Genomic DNA, 20,488 nt, shown 5'->3' on the forward strand with positions numbered 1-20,488 from the left:
GATCCGTCGAGGACCGTCGGGCAGAGTTCTCCTGCGTCAAGATCATTTGGATTCGGTGCGGACCGCGTACCCAAATATTTCGGGGGAAACCTATGAAGATGCGCAGGAAGATCGCCACTGCCGCCGTGACGATGGCCGTGGCCGGGGCCGGCCTCGTCGCCGGGACCGGGTCGGCGTGGGCCGGGACCAACGGCCAGCAGCTGCAGCTCGACGACGCCTCGGGCATCGCCCGCTCGGTGATGGTCAGCGGCGAGAACCAGAACGGCCAGTGGACGGACCATTGCTTCAACGTCACCCCGGGCTCGTCCACCCCGCTCAGCGGCTGGTGGTGGAAGGGGAACACGTACATCTCCGTGTCCTCCGGGTCCAACTGCAACGCCGGCTACTTCTACAGCCGGTCGGTCTGGGTGAACCAGAACCAGAGCTGGAGCGACTACCAGGTCGTCTCGGCCCACCGGTAAGACGCACGATCGGTAAAACGCGCCACCGGTAGGACGCGTCACCGGTAGGACGCGTCACCGGCAGGACGCGCGACGCGGGCCCGGCATCCGGCCGGGCCCGCCGTCGTTCCGAGCGAGCGGGGCAGCACCGGCTACGGCTGCTCGCCCCAGACGACGGCCTGGGCGACGATGACGCGTTCCCCGTTGAACGTCACCGAAGGGCCCCCGTGGAGCCGGTAGCCCATGGCCAGCGCCTCGCTCACGCGGTGGCAGAACGCGGCATCGTCCGGGCCGGTCAGGACGCGGTAGACGGGCAGGCCGTCGGGCGGTGTGATCATGCTGCGAGCATGTCACGTCACGACCGCGCTCATGCCACGCAGAATTCGTTGCCCTCCGGGTCCTGCAGGACCACCGCGTAGTGGTCCGTTCCCGGCTCGTCCAGCACGCGGATCACCGACGCTGATCACGCGTGGGCATGAGGCTCGTGCACGTCGGCGCAACGGACTCGGTAGAGGAGTGCGCAATGGCTCTCAAGTTCCTGGGGATCTGGCCGAACACCCCGGACGACGGCTCGCCCACGATCTGGCTGGACGACACGACGGGAGACTTGATCATCCAGTCATGGAAGGCCGACGAGGCGACCGTCCGTGAGGCCCAGGAGGCCGGGTCGGTGCCCGGTCACTCCACGGAGATCCCGGAGCACGAGACCGTGATCCGGTTGCCCGCCAATATGCTCCGGTTCATTCCCCGCCCGGACAGTGAGGTCAACGGTGGCAACAGCGGTACGTGAAGCCCTCGCGAAGGCGCAGCGATCAGCGATTCACCTGGAGATGCGAGACGGCTACATGCGGGATGACCCGGAGTTCATCCGCTGGCAGGAGGGGCACCGGTACGACCCGGCCGACCGCGAGTCGTGGTGGCGTCCTTGGCTCGACGTCGTGGCCGAGGCGACCGGCCGGGGCGTGGTCATGCGGCGGTTGCGGGTGGTTTCCGAGCCGCTCAGCGACTACATCCGGTATGAGTACGACGGCACGTTCACGAACGTCGCGGCGGGCGAGGACGTGCGGTGGTTGCCTCGATCGCTGGCACGTGACTTGCTGCTGCCCGCGCTGGACGGGTGGGTCATGGACGAGGAAACCGTGATCCTGCACCACTTCAGTGGCGAGGGGCAGTGGACCGGCCCCCGCATGGAGCTGTGCCACGAACCCGCTTTGGCCGCGCAATACGTCAGGGTGTACGAGGCAGCGTGGGAACGGGCCGTTCCCCACGCAGAATACCGGCCTGCCTGACGGTCGAGCCATGGCTGTTTCTCCGTCTTCCAGTGCTCAGCAGGCCCGGCAGGCTCTTGCGGATCGTCTCGCGGAGATCTGCCGGGACGCCGGCCTGACCGGTGCCGATATCGCCGAGCGCTGTGGGTGGAGCCGTTCAAAGTCGTCACGGATCATGAACGCCCGTACGCCCCCGTCCGCTGATGACATTCGGGCGTGGTGCGGGGCGTGCGGGGCCGAGGACCAGATCGGGGATCTGATTGCCTCGTTGCGCACGGCCGAGGGCATGTGGGTGGGCTGGCGGCGCATGGAGCGGGCCGGACTCAAACAGGCGCAGGAGGCCCGCCTGCCGTTGTACCAGCGGACCCGTCGTTTCCGGTCGTACTCCTCGTGGCTCGTGCCCGGTCTGATCCAGACGCAGCCGTACACAGCGGCAGCGCTGCAAGCGATCCAGCGGCGGCGTGGTCTGGTGGACGACGTGGCCGCAGCGGTGGCCGCCCGCATGGAACGTCAGCGAGTGCTGCACGAGGGCGACCGGAGGTTCGCGTTCCTCGTTGAGGAATCCGTGATCAGGACCGGCATCGGCGGTGCTGAGGTCATGATCGGGCAGCTCGGCCACCTCGTGGCCGTCGCCTCTCTTCCCCATGTCAGCGTGGGGGTTGTGCCCATGCGGCCGGATCGGGAGCGCTGGCCGGTCGAAGGGTTCTGGATCTACGACACGGCACAGGTCAACATCGAGTTGGTCTCCGGCTACCTCACGATCACGCAGCCCAGTGAGGTGGCCATGTACGCCGAGACGTTCGCGGAACTGGCCGCTCTGGCCGTCTACGGGGCGAGAGCCCGCGCGCTGATCACCGACGCCATGGACCGGCTCGGGTGATTGCCGTGCAATCTCGCGCAATCGGCTGGGTTTCGGGATTCCGCTGTCCCTAGCGTGGTTGCCGTCGGACCGCCGGCGCCGGCGCCTGAACGGCGAGGTGGAGCGGAGACGGGCGCCGGGCGGGTCATACGTGCTGGTCGCAGTGGAACGGGAAGCGAGGAGACCATGGGCATGGGCATGGGCAAGGGTGGCGATCACTCGGGGAAGCCGGACACCGCACCGCATGACGGGCACCGGGAGAAGCCGCCGCAGGTGCCGCCGATCATCTCCGACCCCAAGAAGAAGTAGAGGCGCGCATGGCCTGGAGCGATCTCGTGGCGTCCTTGGTCAAAGACGGCTATCTGACGGCAAGTTGGGAGCCCTCATTTGCCGCAGTGCCGCGCCATCCGTTCATCCCGGCCCGGTGCTGGGCGCATGGGGAGGACGGCACCGTGGTGGAAGTGGATCGAGAGACCGGACCGCGCGAGTGGGAGGACGCCGTCACCTCCGACGTGGCGTTGGTCCTTGCCAAGGAGGACGGCAAGCCCACCACGTCAGCGTCCATGCCGCGCATGGTGGCCATGATGCTGCGCGAACTCGACGTGCAGGACGGAGACACGCTGCTGGAGATCGGGACCGGCACGGGCTGGAACTTCGCTCTGGCATCGCACCGGCTCGGTTCCGGCAGCGTGACGACCATCGAGGTGAACGCCCGCTTCGCAGAGCGCGCGGCAACACGCCTCAAGGCGGCCGGCTTCACTCCGCGCGTCGTTTGGGGCGACGGAGCCAAGGGGTGGGAGGCCGATGCCCCCTATCAGCGGCTCATTGCCACGTGCGCCGTACAGCACGTGCCCTACCCCTGGGTGGCGCAGACCGAAGGCGTGATCGTCGTCCCCTGGGGCAACGGCATGTGCAACGGTGCGTTGCTCCGGCTCGAATCCGACGGACGCACAGCGACGGGCAAGGTCGTCGAAGAGTCGTCGTTCATGTGGATGAGCGGCCACGCGCCGGCCGAATGGCCCGAATGGCCCGAGGAGCCCGAGGACGAGAAGTCTTCGACGGGTACGGATCCACGAGTGTTCACCCCGAACGAAGCGCGATTCGCGGTCGGGCTGGGTGTCTCCGGATGCCGGTACAGCGTGGACTGGGGAGACGACCCGGACGGGGCCGACTGCACGCTGTGGCTCACGGACGGGGAATCCGTCGCCTCGGTCCGGTACATGCCGGAGGGAGCGGCGTTCCCTGTTCAGCAGTCCGGGCCGCGCCGGCTCTGGCACGAAGCGGAAGCCGCGTACCGCTGGTGGGAGGAGAACGGCCGCCCCGGCTTCGACCGCTTCGGGCTCACCGTGGACGGCGACGGCGAACGGGTCTGGCTCGACTCCCCGGACAACCCGGTACCGCACCGGAGCGCGTAGCCGCGTCCTCCGTCAGTCCCGGTCGGCGCTTTCCTCCGAGCGCCGACCGGGGCTTTGCCGCGCGGTGAGCATGTCACGTCACGACCGCGCTCAAGCCACGACCGCGCTCATGCCACGCAGAATTCGTTGCCCTCCGGGTCCTGCAGGACCACCGCGTAGTGGTCCGTTCCCGGCTCGTCCAGCACGCGGATCACCGTCCGCGCCCCGCGGGGTCGACGATCGACTCCGGGGTCTCCCCGGCGCCGTCCGCCGGCTCGGCCTCCGGCACGCCCATGGCCGACCAGTACTCCCGCCACGTGGCGTGGCCCTCCGGCGGGGGCTCGGGGACGTAACCCAGCGCCTGCGTCCAGAAGTCCACCATCCTGCGCGGGTCCGCGCAGTCGATCGTCAGCTGCAGTGTCGGCTCCATGCCCCGCAGCCTGACAGAGGCCTGCGGCCTGACTGGGAGGGGCCTCCGGGACACGGGGGTCCGGGCTGCTCAGAGGGGTTCGCGCCGGGGCGCTGCCCGGTGCGCGAGGCGGGTAGGCATAGCGCGTGGCGGCGTCCGGGCAAGCCCGTCGGGGGCTCACGACCGCCGTACGGGGGGCAACCGTGCACATACGCAAGCTGATACGAACGGCCGCCGCTGCCCTGCTGGCGGGCGGGATCGCCGTGGGCGGCGCGGCCACAGCCCGCGCGGAGCAGCCGGCGGGGGCCGGGACGGCGCCGGGCGCGGACGTCCAGTGCCCCGACCTGGCGTACGGGTCGGCCGGGGTCTGCGCGGCCGTCCTGCAGAAGCAGCTGAACGACCACGGCGCGGGCCTGGTCGTCGACGGCATCGTCGGCCCGAAGACCAAGGCGGCGATCCAGGACTACCAGCGGGCCCACGGACTCGCCGTCGACGGGATCGCGGGCCCCAGGACCCGGGCGTCGCTGGTCGCCGAGGCCCCGCCGCCCGTCGTGCAGCAGCGGGTGTGGGTCATCGAGCCGCCGGCGAAGGAGAACCGGGCGCCGAACCTCTACGACAAGGTCAAGAACGGCGCCTGCGACACCACCGGCAAGGGCGCGGGGGCTCTTGCCGGGGCGGCGGTCACCCTGCTCCTGTCGGAGACGGGCCCCGGGGCGGTCGCGGGCGGCGCGGTCGCGGGGTTCGGCACGGAGTCCTTCCTCACCTCGGCGTGCAAGGCGGCTCTCGCCATCGACCCGGCGGGGTAGGGCCCCACCGGGCCCACCGGGCCCGGCCCTGCCTGGGGCCTCCCCGGCCCGCCGGGTGGGGCCGCACCGGCCGAGCGGGAGGCGGACCGGCCGGTCTCCCTCAGGCCGGGCCGTTTCCCTCAGGCCGGCCGGTTTCCCTCAGGCCGGGCCGGCTCCCGTAGAGGGAGCGCCCGCGTGCCCGGGGCCGCAGCCGGCTCCGGGCACCGCCACGGGGCCGGGCTGCCGGGCGCCGGACGGACGGGGATCCGCCCCGGCCCTGTCCCGCGCCCGCACCGCCCTCAGGCCGCCACCCCCGCCGCCTCCTTCGGCGGCTCCGGCAGAGAACTGTCCCCGTCTCCGTCCGCGCCCCCGTGCCCGTCCGCCGTCAGCGTCGTCTCGTCGAACGGTGCCCGCCCGGCAAGGACTTCGCTCACCCGCTCCTTGTCGATCTCCTTCGTCCACGTGCCGACGAGGACGGTCGCGACCGCGTTGCCCGCGAAGTTCGTCAGCGCCCGCGCCTCGCTCATGAAGCGGTCGATGCCGACGATCAGGCCGACGCCGTCGACGAGTTCGGGGCGGTGGGACTGCAGGCCGCCCGCGAGCGTGGCGAGGCCCGCGCCGGTGACGCCGGCCGCGCCCTTGGAGGCGACGATCATGAACAGGAGCAGGGAGATCTGCTGGCCCAGGGCGAGCGGCTCGCCCATCGCCTCGGCGATGAACAGCGACGACATCGTCAGGTAGATCGCCGTGCCGTCGAGGTTGAAGGAGTAGCCGGTGGGCACGGTGATGCCGACGACCGGCTTGCTGACCCCCAGGTGCTCCATCTTGGCGATCAGCCGCGGCAGGGCCGACTCCGACGACGACGTCGAGAGGATCAGCAGGAACTCCCGGCCCAGGTACTTCAGCAGCGCGAAGATGCTGACCCCGGCCACCAGCCGCAGCAGCGTGCCCAGCACCACGATCACGAACAGCAGGCACGTCACGTAGAAGCCGATCATGATGACGGCGAGGGACTTCAGGGCGTCGGTGCCCGTCGCGCCGACGACCGCCGCCATGGCGCCGAACGCGCCCACCGGCGCCGCCCACATGATCATGGCGAGGATGCGGAAGACCAGCTTCTGGATGTGCCCGATGCCGCGCAGCACCGGCTCGCCCGCCGTGCCCATCGCCTGCAGCGCGAAGCCCGCGAGCAGGGCGACCAGCAGGGTCTGCAGCACCTGGCCGCCGGTGAAGGCGGAGATCATCGTGGTGGGGATGATGCCGAGCAGGAACTGGGTCGTGGACTCGCTGCCGCCCTTCGCCTGCGCCTCCCCCGCGTGGCGCACCGCGTCCGTCAGGTGCAGCCCGCTGCCGGGCTCCAGGATGTTGCCCACGACGAGGCCGATGGCCAGCGCGACGGTCGACATGACCAGGAAGTAGCCGAGCGCCAGGCCACCGACCGCGCCGACCTTCGCGGCCTTCCGCACGGAGCCGATGCCGAGCACGATCGTGCAGAAGATGACCGGCGAGATCATCATCTTGATCAGGTTGACGAAGCCGGTGCCGAGCGGCTTGAGCTCGACCGCGACGCCCGGCGCCGCGAGGCCGACGACGATGCCGACGATGACGGCCGCGATCACGGCCAGGTAGAGGTAGTGGGTCCGGTCCGGTCGCCGGGGCGCCCGCCGGGCCGGTGGTGGTGCTGCCTGTGCCGTCACGGGGGTCTCCTCGTCGTCGCGGCTCTGGGTACGGCTGGGTACGCCTGAGTGCGCCTGCTCAGGTCTGAACAGGCCTGGATGGTTTGTCCACATAGGTCCGGAGAGGTCTGGATGCGTCCAGGTGTGTTCCGGGTGCCCCGCTCTCCCGACGAGTGGGGCTCCGGCGACTATGCACGGCTCTGTGACCGTGGTCACCCTTATGTGCATTACGTTCACGGGAGCGGCCCGGTGCACACTGTCCGCCATGCGCAGACCCCGCCTCCGCCGCCCCCGCAGTCTGGCCGGCCAGCTCTTCGCGATGCAGATCGTGCTGGTCACCGTCGTGGTGGCCGGCTGCGCGGCCTTCGCGTACGTCGCCGACCGCGGCCAGGCCGAGGAGGCCGCGCGCCGCGAGGTGACCACGGCGGCCGTCGCCGTGGCCGCGTCCTCCTCCGTCCGGGACGCGGTCCGCTCGCCCGACCCGGCCGCCGGCCTCCAGCCGTACGCCGAGCGCGTCCGCCGCGACACCGGCGTCGACTTCGTGACGATCATGAATCCGGACGGCATCCGCTGGACCCACCCGGACCCCGCCCGCATAGGCGAGCGCTACCTCGGCCACACCGGTCCGGCCCTGCGCGGCGAGACGTTCTCCGAGACGTACACGGGCACCCTCGGCCCGTCGGTCCGGGTGGTCGTGCCGGTCATGGACGGCGGCCGGAGCGTCGCTCTCGTCAGCGCGGGCATCACCGTCGACGCGATCAGCGCCGAGATACGCCGCCAGCTGCTCGGTCTGCTGCTCGTCGCCCTGGGCGCGCTCGGCCTCGGCGGCGCGGGCACGTACCTCCTCAACGCCCGGCTGCGCCGCCACACCCACGGCATGAACGCCACCGAGCTGAGCCGGATGCACGATTACCACGAGGCGACGCTCCATGCCGTCCGTGAGGGCCTGCTGATGCTCGACGGGCAGCACCGTATCGCCCTCATCAACGACGGAGGACGCGAACTCCTCGGCCTCACCGAGGAGGTGATGGGCCGTCGGATCGACGCCCTGGGTCTGCCGCCCACCCTCACGGACGCCCTGCTGGCCGCCGAGCCGCGCGTCGACGAGGTCCACGCGACCGCCGACCGCATCGTCGTCCTCAACACCTCGCCCGTCTCCGGCGGCGAGCGCCACGGCACCGTCGTCACCTTGCGCGACCACACCGAACTCCAGGCGCTCTCCGGCGAGCTGGACTCCGTGCGCGGCTTCGCCGAGGCGCTGCGCTCGCAGGCGCACGAGGCGGCGAACCGGCTGCACGCCGTGGTGTCCCTGATCGAGCTGGGGCGCGCGGACGAGGCCGTCGAGTTCGTCACCGCCGAGCTCGAACTCGCCCAGGCCCTCACCGACGAGGTGGTCGGCGCCGTCGCGGAACCCGTCCTCGCGGCCCTGCTGCTCGGCAAGGCCGCCCAGGCCAACGAGCGCGGCGTCGAGCTCGTCCTCGCGCCCGACACGCACGTGGACGACGGCCTGCTGCCGCCCCGCCTGCCCGCCCGCGACCTCGTCACCATCCTCGGCAACCTCGTCGACAACGCCGTCGACGCCGCCGCCGAGGAGGCCAACCGCAGCGCGGCGGAGATCCGGCACGCGCAGGTCACCGTCACCCTGCGCACGGACGACGCACCCGGCGGCCGCGGCGAGCTGCTGCTGCGTGTCACGGACACCGGGGCGGGCGTGGCGCCCGAGGCCATGGAGGAGGTGTTCCGGCGCGGCTGGTCGACCAAGTCGCCCGGCAGCGCGCCCCACGGCCGCGGGCTCGGGCTCGCGCTCGTCCGGCAGGCCGTGCGCCGCAACGGCGGTACGGTCTCCGTCACCGGCTCGCAGGGCGGCGGCGCGGAGTTCACCGTACGGCTCCCCCTGCACGCCACCCACCCCGCCCATTCCGCGGACCCGCCGCCGACCCCCGCCGTACGGACCGGAGCGCCCTCATGAGCAGACCCGACACCGCCCCGCGGCCCATCCGCGTCCTCGTCGTCGAGGACGACCCCGTCGCCGCCGACGCGCACGCCCTCTACGTCGGCCGCGTGCCCGGCTTCGCCGTGGCCGGGATCGCGCACTCCCTGGGCGACGCCTCGCACTTCCTCAAGCGCACGCCCGTCGACCTGCTGCTGCTCGACCTCTTCCTCCCCGACGGGCACGGCCTGCAGCTGCTGCGCTCCCTGCGCACGGCCGGGCACACCGCCGACGTCATAGCCGTGACCTCGGCGCGCGACCTCACGGTCGTACGGGAAGGGGTGTCGCTGGGCGTCGTGCAGTACGTCCTGAAGCCGTTCACGTTCGCCACCCTGCGGGACCGGCTCACGCGCTACGCCGAGTTCCGCTCGGTCGCGGGCGAGGCCAGCGGGCAGGAGGAGGTGGACCGCGCGTTCGCCGCCCTGCGCGCCCCCCAGCCGGCCGCGCTCCCCAAGGGGCTGAGCCAGGCCACCCTCCAGTCGATCACCGAGGCCCTGCGGGGCGCCGGGGACGACGGCCTGTCGTCCGGCTCGGCGGCCGGCGCCGTCGGCATCTCCCGCATCACCGCCCGCCGCTACCTCGAGCACCTGGTGACGACGGGGCGCGCGGCCCGTTCGCCCCGCTACGGCCAGATCGGCCGCCCCGAACTGCGCTACCACTGGCAGCGCAGGGCCTGACCCGGCCCCCGCGGCCGCCGCCCGCAGGCGGCACGACGCGTGCGGTCCGCACGGAACGGGAACGTACGACTGCAGGAAGGCGCAGCACCCGCCGAAGCGCCGGCCACGGCGCTTAAGGCCCGCCCCCAGGAGGTCGTCCGTGCGCCCTGCCACGCCTGCTGCTCTGCTCGCCGTCGCCGCCCTCGCGGCGGCCTCCCTCACCGCCTGCGGCGAGGGCTCCGGCGGCGGTGATCCGGACACCGTCCGGATCGCCTACCAGCGCAACACCGACAACAAGAACCGGATCGTGGACGACTACCTGGCCGGGATCAAGAGACAGTTCGAGCGCGCGCACGAGGGCAAGAAGCTGGAATTGGTGCCGATCCAGGCCGCCCAGGCGGACTACTACGCCAAGCTGCAGCAGATGATGCGGTCGACGAAGACCGCGCCGGACGTCGTCCGCGAGGACACCTTCCTCATCAAGTCCGACATCAAGGCGGGCTACCTGCGCCCGCTGGACGACGAACTGGCGGGCTGGAAGGACTGGGCGCGGTTCGCGCCGGCCGCGAAGGCGTCGGCGCAGGGCGAGGACGGGAAGACGTACGGGGTGCCGGACGGCACCGACACCCGCGCCCTGTGGTTCAACAAGGAGGTCTTCGCGCGGGCCGGGCTGCCCGCCGACTGGCACCCGCGCACCTGGAACGACGTCCTGGACGCCGCCCGCACGGTCAGGAAGAAGGTCCCCGGCGTCACGCCGCTCAACGTCTACACCGGCAAGGCGCCCGGCGAGGCCGCCGCCATGCAGGGCTTCGAGATGCTGCTGTACGGCACGGGGAAGGACCCGCTGTACGACCCGGCGGCGCGCAAGTGGGTGACGTCGAGCCGCGGCTTCCGCGACGCGCTGGAGTTCGTGCGGACCGTCTACGCGGAGAAGCTCGGCCCGGATCCGGCGGACGCCCTCGCCCCCAACGTGGACGGCCGCGTCGCCACGGACTGGCTGCCGTCCGGCAAGCTCGCGATCGACCTCGACGGCTCCTGGATGGGCAAGTACTGGCAGCCGGACGGCACGAGGCCCTGGCCGCGGTGGACGTCCGTGATGGGCCGGGTGCCCTTCCCCACGCAGAGCGGCGCGGCGCCCGGAGCGGTCAGCATGTCCGGCGGCTGGGCGTGGGCGGTGAGCGCCCGGTCCGGGAAGGCCGGCCTGGCGTGGCAGGTGATCGAGACGCTGCAGACGACGGAGAACGCCACCCGGTGGACGGTGAGCGACGGGCAGATCGCGGTACGGGACGACGTGGTGGCCTCGCACAAGTACTTGTCGTCGATGCCCGGCGTCGACTTCTTCACCGGGCTCGTCCCGTACACCCACTACCGGCCGGCCCTGCCGCTCTACCCGCAGGTCTCCAGCGCCATCAGGGACGCGATGGAGGCGGTGACGACGGGTGACGCGACCGTGGTGCAGGCGGCGAAGCGCTACGACGAGGAGCTCAAGTCCGTGGCCGGGGCTTCGGGTGTGACGGCGCGGGAGCGGTGACGGTGGCCGGCCGGCACGCGGCCCGGCGCCGGCGGCGGCCCGAGGGGAAGGCCGTGCGCCTGCTGCCCCTCGCGCCCGCGACCGCCCTCCTGCTGCTCTTCCTCGCGGGGCCGGTCGCGTACTGCGTGGCGATCGCCTTCACCGACACGCAGCTGACCGGCCAGGCGTCCGCCTCGTTCGTCGGCCTCGCCAACTTCCGCCGCGCCTTCGCCGACGACGGCTTCCGCAACGCGGTGGTGCTGACGCTCGTCTTCACGGTGCTGTCGTCGCTCGTCGGCCAGAACACCCTCGGCCTGGCCCTCGCCGGCCTCATGCGGCGCGCCTCCCGGCCCGTACGGACGCTCACGGGCGCGGTCGTGATCGCCGCGTGGGTCTTGCCGGAGATCGTGGCGGGCTTTCTGCTCTACACGTTCTTCAACCGGCGCGGCACGCTGAACGCCGTCCTGGAGTGGCTCCACCTGCCCACCCAGAACTGGCTGTTCAGCCTGCCGATCCTGGCCGTCTCCTTCGCCAACGTGTGGCGCGGCACGGCCTTCTCCATGCTCGTCTACTCCGCGGCGCTCGCCGGGATCCCGCAGGAGATCACCGAGGCGGCGGAGGTGGACGGCGTGAGCGGGCCGCGCCGCCTGTGGCACGTCACCCTGCCCATGATCCGCCGCTCGATCGCCACCAACCTCATGCTCAACACCCTGCAAACACTGTCGGTGTTCGGCCTGATCTGGGCGATGACGCGCGGTGGACCGGGAGACCGGAGCACGACGCTCCCGGTGTTCATGTACGACCAGGCGTTCCAGAAGTCGCTGATCGGCTACGGGACGGCCGTCGCGCTGCTTCTGCTGCTGGTGGGGGCGTTGTTCTCGGTGGTGTACCTGCGGCTGATGAGGGAGGAGGTGTGAGGCTGTCGCCCGTCTCCTCCCGCACCGGAAGCCGGTGCCGGCTCGTCAGCCGAGCTTCTTCACCTGGGCGTCGGCGATCGCCTTCGGCTGCTCGCTCTGACCCGTGAGGCTGATGGCGTAGAAGCCGGCGACCGTGTTGCCCTTGCGGACGACCACCAGGTGGGTGGGGTTGTCGCTGCCGCCCTCGACCTCCATGGAGAGGGTGAAGGCGACCGCCTCGTCACCCGCGCTGTACGTGGCCGGCGCGACCTTCTTGATCTTCGTCTTGTCGCTGCCGCCGCCCATGGCGAAGCCGCCGGCGCAGTCGGCGCCCGCCTTCTTGATCGCGGCGAACGCCTCCGTGGCGCCCTGGCCGGCGTACGAGGCCAGCGTGTCACTGGTGATCAGGGCACCCAGCCCCTTCATGGCGGCCGCGGTCTTCTCCTCGGGCGAGGCGTCCGCGCCCACGGCCGGGCCCTTCGGCTTCGCCATGATCTTGCGGGCGGCGGTCGCGGCGGGCGATCCGGCACCCTGCAGCATCATCACGTCGGACAGCGGCTTGCACTCGGCCTTGTCGCTGGTCATCGTCTTGGCCATGGCCAGGTCGGACGCGCCGATCTCGGAGACCTTGTGGTCGGCGAGCTCGCCGTCGGCGAGCAGGAGCTTGGTCAGCTGCTCCTTCGGCAGCGCGCCCGCACCGCCCGCGGCGGACTGCGCCGGAGCGCTGGAGGACGCCTTGTCCTTGGGCTCGTCCTTCTTCGCCTCGGACTTGCCCGAGCCGCCGCAGGCGCTCATGAGCAGAGCGAGGGAGACCGCGGAGGCGGCGACGGCGGTACGGCGGACGGTGGTGCGGCGCATGAAACGTTTTCCTCTGACTGGATCGACAAGCAACCCCACATATAGTCATGAGCAGGTAAAAAGTTCAATATCTTTCCCACCGCCGGACAGCCGGCGCGCATTACGATCACATCTCGAACGCATGATCGACTACGGCTGGGGTTCCGGGCATGGAAGGCACGTACCGCGTACGCAACGCCGGCAGCTGTTTGCTGCTGGAGGTCGAGGGCGGCCGCAAGGGCAGCGGTGCCAACGTCCAGCAGGGCGCGGAGGGCGGCGGCGAGGCCCAGCTGTGGCACGTGAGCCCGGTCCACGAGGGCAGCGGCCTCCACCACTTCGTGAACGCCGCCAGCGGCAAGCGGCTCGACGTCGCCAACGCCAGCACCGAGAACGGCGCGAACGTCCAGCAGTGGAAGGCCAACAACTTCGGCGCCCAGGAATGGCTCATCGAGCAGCACCTCGACGCCCCGGGCACCGTCACCCTCGTCGCCCACATCAGCGGCCTCGTGCTGGAGGTCGCCGGCGGGTCGAAGGAGCCGGGGGGCAACGTCCAGCAGGGCGAGGACACGGACAGTGCCGGGCAGTGGTGGCGGCTGGAGCCCGCCGGGTGACCGTGCCCGGCGCCTAGCAGCCGCCGGCGGGCAGCTCGGCCGCGGGGTTTCCCCGCCAGGCCGTACGGGCCGGTACGTGTTCGCCCTTCATCAGGAAGGAGTCGGCGTCGATGCGGGCGCCGTCGTCGATGACGACGCCGTAGTGCACGAACGCGCTGGGGCCGATGGTGCAGCCGTTGCCGATGGCGATGGGGCGGGACTTGAAGACCCCGTCCTCCAGGGAGTGGGCCTGGAGGGTGCTGCCCGCGTTGAGGGCGCAGCCGTCGCCGACCCGGGTGAGGGTGCGTTCGATGATGCCGCAGCCGTCGTCGTAGACCCGGCGGCCCATGCGGACGCCGAGGAGCCGCCAGACGGCCGGCTTGAACGGGGTGCCGTTGAAGACGGCGTGGTAGGCCGTGGAGGGCACCTTCCAGTACCGCTCGTGTCTCCAGAACGCCTTGTCGTAGAGGGAGCAGAAGCGGGGCCGCAGCCCGTGCGGGCCGACCACGGCCCGTTCGACCAGCGCGAACCAGACGACGGTGAAGGCGAGCCCGGCGACGATGGAGCAGGCCGTCTCCAGCCAGTGCAGCGTGGCGTCCTCTCCCAGGGGGAGCATGGCGATCAGCACCAGTCCGAAGACGTACAGGCAGCGGACGGTCAGGAACAGGGTGACGGTGACCGCGTTGTGGCGGTTCTTGGCCGCGAGCCGCCGCCGGCGTTCGGCCCCCGTGCCCAGGGCGCCGAAGTCCTGGTCGCGCTCCACCGAGCGGGGGATCTCGAAGGGCGGCGAGCCGAGCAGGCCGGTGGCCTCCTTGAGCGGGCCGCTGACCGGGATCATGACCTTGGTCGCCAGCAGGCAGTCGTCGCCGGTCCGGCCCCCGGCCGGGTAGGCGATGTCGTTGCCCAGGAAGTTGCGCCGGCCGATCGTGGCGGGGACGGCACGGAAGGACGTGCTGGAGAACTCGGCGTTCATCAGGGACAGCCCGTCCGAGACCATGGTCCCGGTGCCGATGCGGCTGAGCGTGGGGACCTCGTGCTTGAGGGTCATGCCGAAGTTGGAGCCGGTCTGCTCGACCGGCCTCAGCCGGTAGCCGAGGGCGTGCAGGTAGTGCACGACGGCCGAGGTGTCGCCGAACAGCGCGTTGCAGAAGACGATGTTGGTGAGCCGGGCGGCGGCGCGCTGCAGCGCGAACTGCACCCCGTACAGCGGATGGACCGCGCCCGGCCGCACGAGGCGGCACAGCGCCCGCGACAGGCATGTGATCAGGACCGGCCCGGCGATCGCGAGGCCGAACACCGCGGCCGCCGAGATCTGCAGGCCGCCGGCGTAGTACGCCCAGCTGTCCGGGCCCGTCTCCCCCGTGACCGTACGGGCCAGGAGGGAGGGCCTGGACTCCAGCAGCGCGGCGACGGCCACGTCGGCCGCCCCGACGGTGGCGACCGCGATCAGCAGCCGGAAGGCGCTGTGGCAGGCGCGGCGCAGGGTGCCGCAGCGGGCCGGCGGGACCGTGAGGTACCGGCAGCCGGCCGGTGCCGGGACGGCCGGTGAGCCGTGCCAGCACTGCCCGGCCGGTACGGACTGGCCGGAGTGCAGCGAGGAGGCGTGGCCGAGCTCGGCGCCGTCACCGAGGCGCGCGCCGATGTCGAGGGTGCTGTGCTCCCCGGCGAAGGCGCGGTCGCCGATGGTGACGGCGCCCGTTTCGACGGCTCCGTCGTGGGCCCGGTAGCCGTTGAGGTAGGTGTCCTTGCGGATCACGCTGTCGGCGCCGATGGCGAGCAGGTCGGTGCACACCGGCACATGGGTGGTCAGGATCAGGGCGCGGGGGCCGACCTTGGCGCCCAGCGCCCGCAGGTACAGCGGGTACAGCGGCGTACCGACGCACATCCGGACGAGCGGGTTGGCGACGACCAGGGTCTTGACGCACCAGAAGCGGACGTAGGCCATGCTCCACAGGGGGATGCGCCGCGCCGGCCACCGGCCGACCAGGGCCCACTTCGCGGCGATCGGTACCAGGGCCATCCCGCCCAGCAGGGCGGCGGCGAAGGCGACCGCGCGCCCGTAGACGGCTTCCCATCCGCTCGCCTGCATCACCCAGGCGGTGCCGGCGTCCAGCGCCACCGATCCGAGGGACACGTACACCAGGAACACCAGGAGTTGCATCGCCGCGCACAGGACGTACCGCGGAGTGCTCACCGCCGGCGTTCGCGGCGGTGCCGGGCGCTGTGCGGGTACGCGGCCCCGTACGCGCTCCGGTGCGGCCGGCGCCGTCCGGTCCAAGGCCGTGGCGAGGTCGCGGACGGTGGGATGCAGGTAGACGTCCTTCATCGACACGCCGGGCAGGTCGGGGCGGCCGCGGACGGCCGCGTTGAAGTGCGCCATCAGCAGGGAGTTGGCGCCGAGCTCGTCGAAGAAGTGGCTGTCCACGGAGACCCGTTCGACCTGCAGGACGCCCGCCAGCAGCTCGGCCAGCGCCCGTTCGGTGCCGGTCTCCGGCGCCGCGTAGCCGTGCCGCGCGGCGAGCCGGCGCGGCCCGCCCGGCGCGGGCAGACGGCTGCGGTCCGCCTTGCCGCTGGGCAGCACCGGTATCGACGCGACGGGTTCGAGATAGGCGGGGACCATGTAGGCGGGCAGCCGCTCCCGCAGCTGCGCGACGACGCGGTCGGGGTCCACGGCGGCGCCTTCGCGGGTCGTGTAGAAGGCGCACAGTTCCGCGGTGCCCGGGGCGGGCTCGTGCCGGGTGACCACGGCCTGGGCGATGCCGGGGACGCGGAGCAGCACGGATTCGATTTCGGCCGGTTCCACGCGGTAGCCGCGGATCTTGACCTGGGTGTCGATGCGGCCGTGGTGCTCGATCTCGCCGCGGGGGTTGACCCTGCCCAGGTCCCCGGTGCGGTAGATCCTGCCGGACGGGTTGCCGGGGACGCCGAGGAAGTCCGGGACGAAGGCGCGGTCGGTCAGGTCCGGCCTGTTGACGTAGCCACTGGCGAGCCCCATGCCGGCGATGCCGATCTCGCCCATCGTGCCCGGCGGGAGGGCCGCGTCCTCCTGGGGATCGAGCAGGACCACCGCGTACGTCGGCAGCGGGACGCCGATTGTCACCGGACGGTCCGGGTCCAGCAGGGTCCAGGTCGCGGTGACGGTCGCCTCCGTCGGGCCGTAGACGTTGAGGAACCGCCGGCCCGGCCGGTGCCAGCGGCTGATCAGGTCCTGCGGGCACGACTCCCCGGACACCAGCAGGAACCGCAGCCCGGACCGCTCCTCGTCCAGCGTGGCCAGCAGCGTGGGAACGCAGCACAGCGCGGTGACCCGCCGCTCCCGCAGGAACGCGTCCAGCTCCGCCCCGAGCAGGCCCGGCCCGGCCGGCCGGGGCACCAGCGTCGCACCGGCCATCCACGGCACCCACGTCTCCTCGACGGAGAAGTCGAAGGCGAGCGTCATCCCCTGGTACACCCGGTCCTCGCCGGTGATGCCGTAGACCTCCGCCGCCACGCGGACGAAGTTGCAGATGGCCGGGTGGCCGATCGCCACTCCCTTGGGGCGGCCGGTGGTGCCCGAGGTGTAGATGACGTAGCAGAGGTCGTCGGGCTGCTGCCCGGCGGCGGTGCCCGGGCGCCGGCGGGGCTGCACCGCCACCTCGGCCCGCAGCCGGTCCAGGTACAACAGGTCGGCGCCGGCGGCGAGATGCCCCGCCCGGCCGGCGAGGCGGGAGAGCGACAGGACCGTCCGCACGGAGGCGTCGGAGACGATGTACGACAACCGGTCCGCCGGGAAACCCGCGTCCAGTGGCACGTACACGGCGTGCGCCTTCAGCACGCCCAGCATGCCGGTGTAGGCGTCCACCGCGTCGTCGAGGAGCAGCCCTACCCGGTCGCCGGGGCGCGTGCCCCGCGCCAGCAGGAAGCGGGCGAGCTGATTCGCCCTGTCGTCCAGCTGCGCGTAGGTCAGCGTGACCTCACCGGCGTCCACCGCGAGCCGGTCCTCCCGCCCCTGCGCCCGCAGCCGGTCGCACCGCTCCTCGAACAGGCACTCCAGCCGCTCGCCGTCCCGCCACCGGGCCGATCCGTCGTCCCCGGCGCACGTCAGCACCCCGTCCGCCCGGCTCGCCGACCGCGGCACCCCGCCCCCCGGCGGATCCCGCCGGGGCGCCTCTCCCTCTCTCCGCTCGCCGTGTGCCACCATGACATTCAGGGAAATATTGGGCCATTAAGGCCCCTACATTTTACCGGAGGAGGGCCTGCGCGGCGCTACTCGGTTGTCTACGCCGCACTGCGGACGCCCCCTCCGGACAGTGCTGCCCCCCAGCGCCCGGAGACGGCCACCGCGCGGTACGCCGGGTGTACGAGTCCGCGCTCCGTGAGGGCGCGCAGTGCATCCAGGGGGCGCGCGGGTGCATGGGGCGTACCGGGTGCTGGACGAGGGCCCGTGCGAGGCAGACGCTGCCGTTCGACGGCGCGTCCTTCGTGCCCAGGGGGATATGTGTACAGCGTTCTCTACGGCAGTTCCCGCATCACCCTCACTTCCCGCAGCGGTACCCGGCTCCAGCGGTCGGAACTGCTTCTCCGCGATCCCGGGCCGCGGCACCGGTGGACCGCGCCGGCGCCCGTGCTGCTCGGCCGGGAGGAGGTGCTGGCCGGCGCCTGGCGGGAGATCCTGGACGGGCGGTCGGTGGAATTCCACGGCCCTTGCGGGTTCGGGAAGAGCAGCCTGCTCCGGAACATCGCCTCGGGCGGGAGGCGCAGCGCGTTCGTGCGCGTGGGCCGGAACCCGCGGGAGGACGTTCTCCAGCTGCTCGTGGACGAGTTGTACGTGTCCGCGGGAGCGGAACCGGTGAAGTACTCCGGGCCGGTGTGCCGGCAACTCGTCCGGCACGCCCGCGCGCTGATCGTGCTGGACGAGGTGCCGCCCGGTTCGCGGATCCCGCGTCAACTGGCGGACGCCCTGCCCGGCTGCGTCCTGCTCGTGGGCGGGGAGCAGCCGGTGCTGGGCGGCGGCGCGGCGGCGTCGCGGTTGCTGACGGGGCTGCCGCAGGACGCGGCGTTCGAGCTGTTCGTCCAGTCCCTCGGCCGCACCGTGCGGGACGCCGAACTGCCCGTCGTGCGGAGGCTGCTGGAGGTCGTACGGGGGCGGCCGCTGTCCGTCCGGCAGGCCGCGGCACTGGTGCGGGCCGGATACCCGGTCGAGGCGGTGGCGGAGCGCGCCGCACGGGGCGTGCGCGAGCTGGAACGGATGAGTGCGGGACGGCTGTCGGGGCAGGAGCGCAAGGCCCTCGCGGTCCTGGCGATCGTGGCCGGGGCCCTGGTGCCGGGGAGCTGGGTGGCGGCCGCCGGCGACATCGCCTACGCGGCCCAGACCCTGCTGTCCCTGCACGAGCGGGGGCTCGTCGAGCGGCCGGAGGACGACCGCTTCGGGCTGCCGGTGTGCCTGCAGGACAGCGTCCGGGACCTGCTGCTCGACGCGGTCTCGCTGAGCGCGACCGTCAACGGGCTCGCCGACTGGCTGGACGACGCCCTCGACGGAGGAGCGCACGGCCTCACGGGCGCGCTCGAAGGCGCGGAGGGCATCGTCGGGCTGCTCGCCTTCGCCGCCGAGCGGGCCGAATGGCGGGCCGTGATCCGGCTGGCGAAGATCGCCGAGGCCGCGCTGTTCGCCGGACGCCGCTGGCAGCAGTGGAAGGACGTGCTGGAGCAGGGCGAGGACGCGGCCCGGCGGATCGGCGACCGGGCCTCGGAGGCGCTGTTCTCCCACCAGCTGGGCACCGTGGCCTACACCGAGGACCGGCCCGAGGAGGCCGCCGCCCGGCTGCGGCACGCGCTGCAGCTGCGGGTGGCCCTGGGCGACACCGCCGGGGCTGAGCTGACCAGGGCGAACCTCGCCTACGTGGAGGCCTCCGGCCCGGGCCGGGGAGACGGCCCCGATCCGGCCCGGCCGAACCTGCTCCGGCGCGGGCTGCTCTGGCTCGCCGGGCTGGCGGCCCTCGTCGTGGTGATCGCTGCCGTGCGTGCGGCGGTTGCAGGCAGAGGCGGCGACGATCCGTCCCCGGGGCCGCAGCCGGTTTCCTCGGGGCCCGTGGCCGGCGGCAGCCCGGCCCCCGACGGCCCTTCGGGCGGGGCGAGCGGCCCTCGGCGCAGTTTCAGCCCCGGCCCCGGACCCGTCACCAGCCCCAGCGGGGTGACGAGCTCTCGGACCGGTCCGAGCCCCGGCCGCAGCGTCGTGATCATTCCAGGCTCAAGTTCCAGCTCCAGCTCAAGTTCCAGCTCCAGTCCCTGCTGCAGCAGCAGGAGTCCCAGCGTCAGCAAGAGCCCCAGCGCCAGTAGGAGCCCCAGCGTCAGCAAGAGCCCCAGCGTCAGCACCAGCCCGAGCCGTAGCAAGGGCCCCATCATCCGCCGCCCAGGCCGGAGCAGCCCCGGTTCCGGCCACGACGGCGACGGCGAGGGCGTCGACGGTGGACGTGGCGACGGGAAGTCGCCGGAGCCGCACATGGCACCGCCCGGCTCTATGGCACCGCCCGGCTCTATGGCGCTGCTGTCAGGCCGGCCACCAGTTCCTCAGCCTCCACCGCAGGGACTCCTGCCGCGGTGAGCGCGGTCACGGCGGCCGAGCGGCCGGCGTCCGCCGGGGCGAGGACGCCGTCGTTGACCGCCTGCATGAGGCCGAAGAGGACCTGTTCCCGGACGTACGCGAGGGCGATCGCGGGCAGCGGCGAGACGAAGCGGCCCTCGTCCAGGCCGCGTTGCAGCATCGCCGCGCACTCGCGGCGCACCGGCTCCAGGCGGCGGTGGATGCCCTCGACCGTGACGCTGCGCTGGGCCATGGAGATCAGGAGCCGGTAGCCGTCGGCGATCTCCCAGGCGGCGAGCATGGAGAGGGCGAGCGCCTCGGCGGGGTCGGCGACGTCGCGCAGGGCTTCGGCCTGGGCGACCTCCACCGCGCTCGCGGCGTCGTCGACGAGGGCGCTCATCAGCGCCTCGCGGCTCGGGAAGTGGCCGTAGACCGTGCGCCGGACGACGCCCGCGGCCCGCGCGATCTGGTCCATGCTCGCGTCCGCGTCGCGCAGCAGCTCCACGAGCGCGATGTCCATGATGCGGCGGCGATTGGCGTCCGCTCTGCCGGCCATTGGTCTCTTCTCTGTCTGTCGGGTCTGTGGCCCGGGTCCCTGAACGACTCCGGACGGGGACCG

Annotated in this window: 19 protein-coding genes; 12 read left to right on the plus strand and 7 right to left on the minus strand. The window is 72.2% G+C overall.

Translation table 11 applies throughout. From position 1 onward, the window contains the following. The first annotated feature begins 98 nt into the window (after window positions 1-98). Complete coding sequence (locus tag IF61_RS0121225) at window positions 99-461, plus strand: hypothetical protein (RefSeq protein ID WP_157848645.1); 363 nt, start codon at window positions 99-101, stop codon at window positions 459-461. 131 nt (window positions 462-592) lie between these two features. On the opposite strand, the gene IF61_RS0121230 is transcribed toward IF61_RS0121225, so the two are convergent. Both IF61_RS0121230 and IF61_RS37480 read right to left on the minus strand, forming a co-directional pair. Then, window positions 593-778, minus strand: coding sequence for a DUF1737 domain-containing protein (locus IF61_RS0121230; protein WP_030368062.1), 186 nt, complete (start codon window positions 776-778; stop codon window positions 593-595). A 29-nt stretch (window positions 779-807) separates the two neighbouring features. Then, complete coding sequence (locus tag IF61_RS37480) at window positions 808-894, minus strand: VOC family protein (RefSeq protein ID WP_157848647.1); 87 nt, start codon at window positions 892-894, stop codon at window positions 808-810. A 69-nt stretch (window positions 895-963) separates the two neighbouring features. Between IF61_RS37480 and IF61_RS0121240 the strand changes: the two genes are divergently transcribed. From IF61_RS0121240 to IF61_RS0121260, 4 genes are all read left to right on the plus strand, one after another. Continuing rightward, the gene (locus IF61_RS0121240) at window positions 964-1,230 is read left to right on the plus strand and encodes a hypothetical protein (RefSeq protein ID WP_030368063.1); all 267 of its coding nucleotides are present in this window, start codon (window positions 964-966) and stop codon (window positions 1,228-1,230) included. Then, window positions 1,211-1,729: a DUF6879 family protein gene (locus IF61_RS0121245; RefSeq protein ID WP_342668012.1), complete on the plus strand. Its 519-nt coding sequence runs from the start codon at window positions 1,211-1,213 to the stop codon at window positions 1,727-1,729. Before IF61_RS0121240 ends, IF61_RS0121245 begins: the two co-directional genes overlap by 20 nt. 10 nt (window positions 1,730-1,739) lie before the next feature. Then, complete coding sequence (locus IF61_RS0121250) at window positions 1,740-2,588, plus strand: helix-turn-helix domain-containing protein (RefSeq protein WP_030368065.1); 849 nt, start codon at window positions 1,740-1,742, stop codon at window positions 2,586-2,588. Between the two features lie 296 nt (window positions 2,589-2,884). Then, window positions 2,885-3,982, plus strand: a complete 1,098-nt coding sequence (locus IF61_RS0121260; protein WP_030368066.1) for a methyltransferase domain-containing protein — start codon at window positions 2,885-2,887, stop codon at window positions 3,980-3,982. A gap of 190 nt (window positions 3,983-4,172) precedes the next feature. On the opposite strand, the gene IF61_RS32520 is transcribed toward IF61_RS0121260, so the two are convergent. Next, window positions 4,173-4,391, minus strand: a complete 219-nt coding sequence (locus IF61_RS32520) for a VOC family protein (protein WP_425428230.1) — start codon at window positions 4,389-4,391, stop codon at window positions 4,173-4,175. Window positions 4,392-4,573: 182 nt separating this feature from the next. Between IF61_RS32520 and IF61_RS36595 the strand changes: the two genes are divergently transcribed. Further along, window positions 4,574-5,176, plus strand: a complete 603-nt coding sequence (locus IF61_RS36595; RefSeq protein ID WP_030368067.1) for a peptidoglycan-binding domain-containing protein — start codon at window positions 4,574-4,576, stop codon at window positions 5,174-5,176. A 278-nt stretch (window positions 5,177-5,454) separates the two neighbouring features. Here the strand turns inward: IF61_RS36595 and IF61_RS0121275 are convergent, their stop codons facing one another. Beyond that, a complete protein-coding gene (locus IF61_RS0121275) occupies window positions 5,455-6,852 on the minus strand; it encodes a cation:dicarboxylate symporter family transporter (RefSeq protein WP_052392893.1) in 1,398 nt (465 codons plus the stop codon). A gap of 244 nt (window positions 6,853-7,096) precedes the next feature. Here IF61_RS0121275 and IF61_RS0121280 point away from each other — a divergent pair, with 244 nt between their 5' ends. From IF61_RS0121280 to IF61_RS0121295, 4 genes are all read left to right on the plus strand, one after another. Next, on the plus strand, window positions 7,097-8,800 hold the full coding sequence (locus IF61_RS0121280; protein WP_052392894.1) for a sensor histidine kinase: 1,704 nt from the start codon (window positions 7,097-7,099) through the stop codon (window positions 8,798-8,800). Then, on the plus strand, window positions 8,797-9,498 hold the full coding sequence (locus IF61_RS0121285) for a response regulator (protein WP_030368070.1): 702 nt from the start codon (window positions 8,797-8,799) through the stop codon (window positions 9,496-9,498). Before IF61_RS0121280 ends, IF61_RS0121285 begins: the two co-directional genes overlap by 4 nt. Before the next feature lie 139 nt (window positions 9,499-9,637). After that, window positions 9,638-11,008 carry an extracellular solute-binding protein gene (locus tag IF61_RS0121290; RefSeq protein ID WP_030368071.1) on the plus strand — a complete coding sequence of 457 codons (1,371 nt, stop codon included), beginning with the start codon at window positions 9,638-9,640 and terminating at the stop codon, window positions 11,006-11,008. A gap of 53 nt (window positions 11,009-11,061) precedes the next feature. Further along, entirely contained in the window at window positions 11,062-11,904 is an 843-nt protein-coding gene (locus IF61_RS0121295) for a carbohydrate ABC transporter permease (protein ID WP_342668013.1), read from the plus strand. 45 nt (window positions 11,905-11,949) lie between these two features. Here IF61_RS0121295 and IF61_RS0121300 read toward each other — a convergent pair whose 3' ends face one another. Continuing rightward, a complete protein-coding gene (locus IF61_RS0121300; RefSeq protein ID WP_030368073.1) occupies window positions 11,950-12,741 on the minus strand; it encodes a hypothetical protein in 792 nt (263 codons plus the stop codon). A 149-nt stretch (window positions 12,742-12,890) separates the two neighbouring features. On the opposite strand from IF61_RS0121300, the gene IF61_RS0121305 reads away from it, so the two are divergent. Next, complete coding sequence (locus tag IF61_RS0121305; protein WP_030368074.1) at window positions 12,891-13,331, plus strand: RICIN domain-containing protein; 441 nt, start codon at window positions 12,891-12,893, stop codon at window positions 13,329-13,331. A gap of 13 nt (window positions 13,332-13,344) precedes the next feature. On the opposite strand, the gene IF61_RS0121310 is transcribed toward IF61_RS0121305, so the two are convergent. Continuing rightward, window positions 13,345-17,490: a Pls/PosA family non-ribosomal peptide synthetase gene (locus tag IF61_RS0121310; RefSeq protein WP_078660386.1), complete on the minus strand. Its 4,146-nt coding sequence runs from the start codon at window positions 17,488-17,490 to the stop codon at window positions 13,345-13,347. Window positions 17,491-17,787: 297 nt separating this feature from the next. Between IF61_RS0121310 and IF61_RS0121315 the strand changes: the two genes are divergently transcribed. Then, on the plus strand, window positions 17,788-19,890 hold the full coding sequence (locus IF61_RS0121315) for a coiled-coil domain-containing protein (RefSeq protein WP_030368076.1): 2,103 nt from the start codon (window positions 17,788-17,790) through the stop codon (window positions 19,888-19,890). On the opposite strand, the gene IF61_RS0121320 is transcribed toward IF61_RS0121315, so the two are convergent. Beyond that, window positions 19,823-20,425, minus strand: a complete 603-nt coding sequence (locus IF61_RS0121320; RefSeq protein WP_030368077.1) for a TetR/AcrR family transcriptional regulator — start codon at window positions 20,423-20,425, stop codon at window positions 19,823-19,825. The two genes, IF61_RS0121315 and IF61_RS0121320, sit on opposite strands and share 68 nt — an antisense overlap. Between the last annotated feature and the right edge of the window lie 63 nt (window positions 20,426-20,488).

It is taken from the genome of Streptomyces roseoverticillatus (assembly GCF_000719265.1).
Classification (GTDB): Bacteria; Actinomycetota; Actinomycetes; order Streptomycetales; family Streptomycetaceae; genus Streptomyces; species Streptomyces roseoverticillatus.